The organism is Bradyrhizobium sp. PRIMUS42 (assembly GCF_023006515.1).
Taxonomy (GTDB): domain Bacteria; phylum Pseudomonadota; class Alphaproteobacteria; order Rhizobiales; family Xanthobacteraceae; genus Bradyrhizobium.
Genome location: NZ_JALBGZ010000803.1, coordinates 1 through 2,647 on the forward strand (window position 1 = coordinate 1; position 2,647 = coordinate 2,647).

Annotated in this window: 4 protein-coding genes; 2 read left to right on the forward strand and 2 right to left on the reverse strand. The window is 64.8% G+C overall.

Features of this window, described 5'->3' with window-relative positions; translation table 11 throughout:
- The first annotated feature begins 65 nt into the window (after nucleotides 1-65).
- Nucleotides 66-257 carry a hypothetical protein gene (locus tag MOV75_RS33875; protein WP_246930480.1) on the forward strand — a complete coding sequence of 64 codons (192 nt, stop codon included), beginning with the start codon at nucleotides 66-68 and terminating at the stop codon, nucleotides 255-257.
- A gap of 8 nt (nucleotides 258-265) precedes the next feature.
- Here MOV75_RS33875 and MOV75_RS33880 read toward each other — a convergent pair whose 3' ends face one another.
- Nucleotides 266-1,096 carry an N-acyl homoserine lactonase family protein gene (locus MOV75_RS33880; RefSeq protein ID WP_246930478.1) on the reverse strand — a complete coding sequence of 277 codons (831 nt, stop codon included), beginning with the start codon at nucleotides 1,094-1,096 and terminating at the stop codon, nucleotides 266-268.
- 70 nt (nucleotides 1,097-1,166) lie between these two features.
- Complete coding sequence (gene dmeF, locus MOV75_RS33885; protein WP_246930476.1) at nucleotides 1,167-2,132, reverse strand: CDF family Co(II)/Ni(II) efflux transporter DmeF; 966 nt, start codon at nucleotides 2,130-2,132, stop codon at nucleotides 1,167-1,169.
- Between the two features lie 197 nt (nucleotides 2,133-2,329).
- Between dmeF and MOV75_RS33890 the strand changes: the two genes are divergently transcribed.
- On the forward strand, nucleotides 2,330-2,647 hold a 318-nt coding region (locus MOV75_RS33890; protein ID WP_369010484.1), incomplete at its 3' end, for a rhodanese-like domain-containing protein.

Genomic DNA, 2,647 nt, shown 5'->3' on the forward strand with positions numbered 1-2,647 from the left:
GTTCCTGATCCGCACCAGGCCGCGGCCGGATTGACGGCACCGGAGCTTTCGCGCACAAGCGGGCCATGAGCGAAGACGCCGGCCCGCCCCGCACATTCAAAGGCATCCTGCGCTGGGCGACCACGCCGCCGCAGGCCTGGGGCGTCTACCTCCTCGCCCTCCTCTTGATCTGGCTGCTCTCGTTCTATGCCGGCACGCTGAAGCCGAAGAGGACGCCGGTGCCGAGCCCGCCCAACGTGACCGCGCCGAAGGGCTGATCCGCGCCTCAGTCGTAAAACTCCGGCGCCATCTTCTGGCTGTCGCGCTGGGCCTTGTCGTGGTTGATCCAGAGCTGCCCTTTCTCCTTGGCGAGCGTGTCGGCGATCTTCTGCATCGAGGCCGCGCTCTGGTCCTTGTCGACGTTCATGCCGGGCACGCGGCGGTTGTCCCAATTGTCTTTGAAGTGCACGGCATCGCCCGACAGCACCACGGCGCCGGTCTTCGGCAGTTTCACCAGCAGCGACTGGTGTCCCGGCGTGTGGCCGGGCGTCGACAGGATGGTCACGCTGCCGTCGCCGAAGACATCCTTGTCGCCGTTAAGCAGCTCGACCGGGTGCGAAGGCTTGAAGCGCGGTGCGTTGTTGGCGCCGGGCCAGTCATATTCGGCCTTCTGCACGTAAAGCAGGGCCTGCGGAAACAGCTCGACATTGCCAGTGTGATCGGGATGCGTATGTGAGACGGCCATCGCCTTGACGTCCTCCGGCTTGAGGCCGAGCTGTTCGAGCTGGCTGGCCAGCGTCTTCGGCCGCCGCCAGGTGACGGCCTTGGGGTCGGCCGGCACGAGACCGCCAGGCATGGAAGCGACGGAATCGGCAATGCCGGTATCCCACAGGAACCAGCCCTTGCTGTGCTTGACGAGATAGCAGCCGTCGACGAAGTCCATCGTCTTGCCCTCGTTCAGGCCGGGCGTCCAGCGCGAGATGTCGCCGGCGGTGCCCTCGCCGCAATTGAGGACGTAGAGCCTTTCGACGCCGGACTTTTCCGATTGCGCCAGCGCCGCGGGGCCGGACAGGGTCAGTGCAGCGATAAGGAGAGCGAGCTTGGTCCTGTGCATCATTGTTCCTCCCTTGCAGCCATGCAGGCCGACCGAGGAACAACCCCGGCCGCGCCGCAGAATTCCGGTCTCGTCAATGCGGGCAGGTCTCGACCTCCACCGTGACGTGGCTGAGGCCCTTCAGCCCGGCGAGCCGCCGCTTGTAAGCGGCCGGCTGCTTCGGCTGGTCCGACACCACCGAGAGCAGCACGGCACAATGGCCGGGACCGACCTGCCAGAGATGGAGGTCGGTGACGCGGTCGTCGCCGACCTCCATCCGCGAGCGGATCACCCGCTCCAGCTTCTCGTCGGCGCGCACGTCGAGCAGCACCGCACCTGACGACTTGACGAGGCCGAACGCCCAGCTCGCGATCACCGCGCTGCCGATTAGGCCGACGGCGGGATCGGCCCAGACCCATCCCGAATACATGGCGACGGCGAGCGCTGCGATCGCCAGCACCGAGGTCGCGGCATCGGTCATGACATGGACATAGGCCGCGCGCAGATTGTTGTCGTGATGGTGATGGCCGTGGTGATCATGGTCATGATCGTCGTGATCGTCATGCGCATGGCCGTGCTCGTGACCGTGATGGTGATGATGGTGGCTGTCGCGCAGCAGCCACGCGCTGGCGAGATTGACGCCGAGGCCGAGTGCGGCCACCGCCATCGCCTCGCCATAGACGATCGGCACCGGATTGATCAGCCGCAGCACACTCTCATAGGCGATCTCGACCGCGACCAGGCCGAGGATGATCGCACTGGCGAAGGCGGCGAGATCGCCGAACTTGCCGGTCCCGAAGGTGAAATGCGCATTCCCGAGGTGCCGCCGCGCGAACCGATAGGCGAAGGCGGCAATGCCGAGCGCCGCCGCATGCGTGCCCATGTGCCAGCCGTCGGCCAGCAGCGCCATCGACCCGAACAGCGAGCCGGCCACGATCTCGCCGACCATCATGACCAGCGTCAGCACGACCACGAGCCAGGTGCGCCGCTCGTTCTCGTCGTGCTTTTCGCCCAGGAAGGCGTGGTCGTGGGTCCATTGTTCGATGGAATGGGAATGCATCGAATTCTCCAGAAGATTCAGGTCGCTCGTCACGCAATATAGACCGGCCAGCGCCAATTCTCGAAGGTCCATCGTTCTCGCGGATTGACAGTGCTTCTTAGTTTCGCTGTAATCTGCCCCATGGGGATTTGAGCGATCTCCCCACGAGGCGACAGGCCCAAGCATCGCGTCCCGTTCAATTCTTGCGAGGACGCAACATGTCTACATTCACAGCGATATCGTCTGACAAATTGGCACGGCTGATCGGCACGGCGAACGGTCCTGCCCTGATCGACGTTCGGACCGAGGAGGATTTTGCCGCCGACCAGCGGCTGATCCCGGGCTCCATCAAGCTCAGCCACGACAAGGTGACGGACTGGGGCGGCGCATTCGCCGGCCGCCGCGCCGTGGTCTCATGCTTCCGCGGCGAGAAGCTCGCGCAGGGCACAGCGGCCTGGCTGCGCCAGCTCGGTGTGTTTTCGAACCAGTTGAATACCTTGTCCTTCATGTCGGCAGGTATTCCAGGTCCCGAATCT

Bases quoted from the DNA above. Each gene is read 5' to 3' on its own strand.
- MOV75_RS33875 (WP_246930480.1), top strand. From the start codon at position 66: ATGAGCGAAGACGCCGGCCCGCCCCGCACATTCAAAGGCATCCTGCGC.
- MOV75_RS33880 (WP_246930478.1), bottom strand. From the start codon at position 1,096: ATGATGCACAGGACCAAGCTCGCTCTCCTTATCGCTGCACTGACCCTG.
- dmeF (WP_246930476.1), bottom strand. From the start codon at position 2,132: ATGCATTCCCATTCCATCGAACAATGGACCCACGACCACGCCTTCCTG.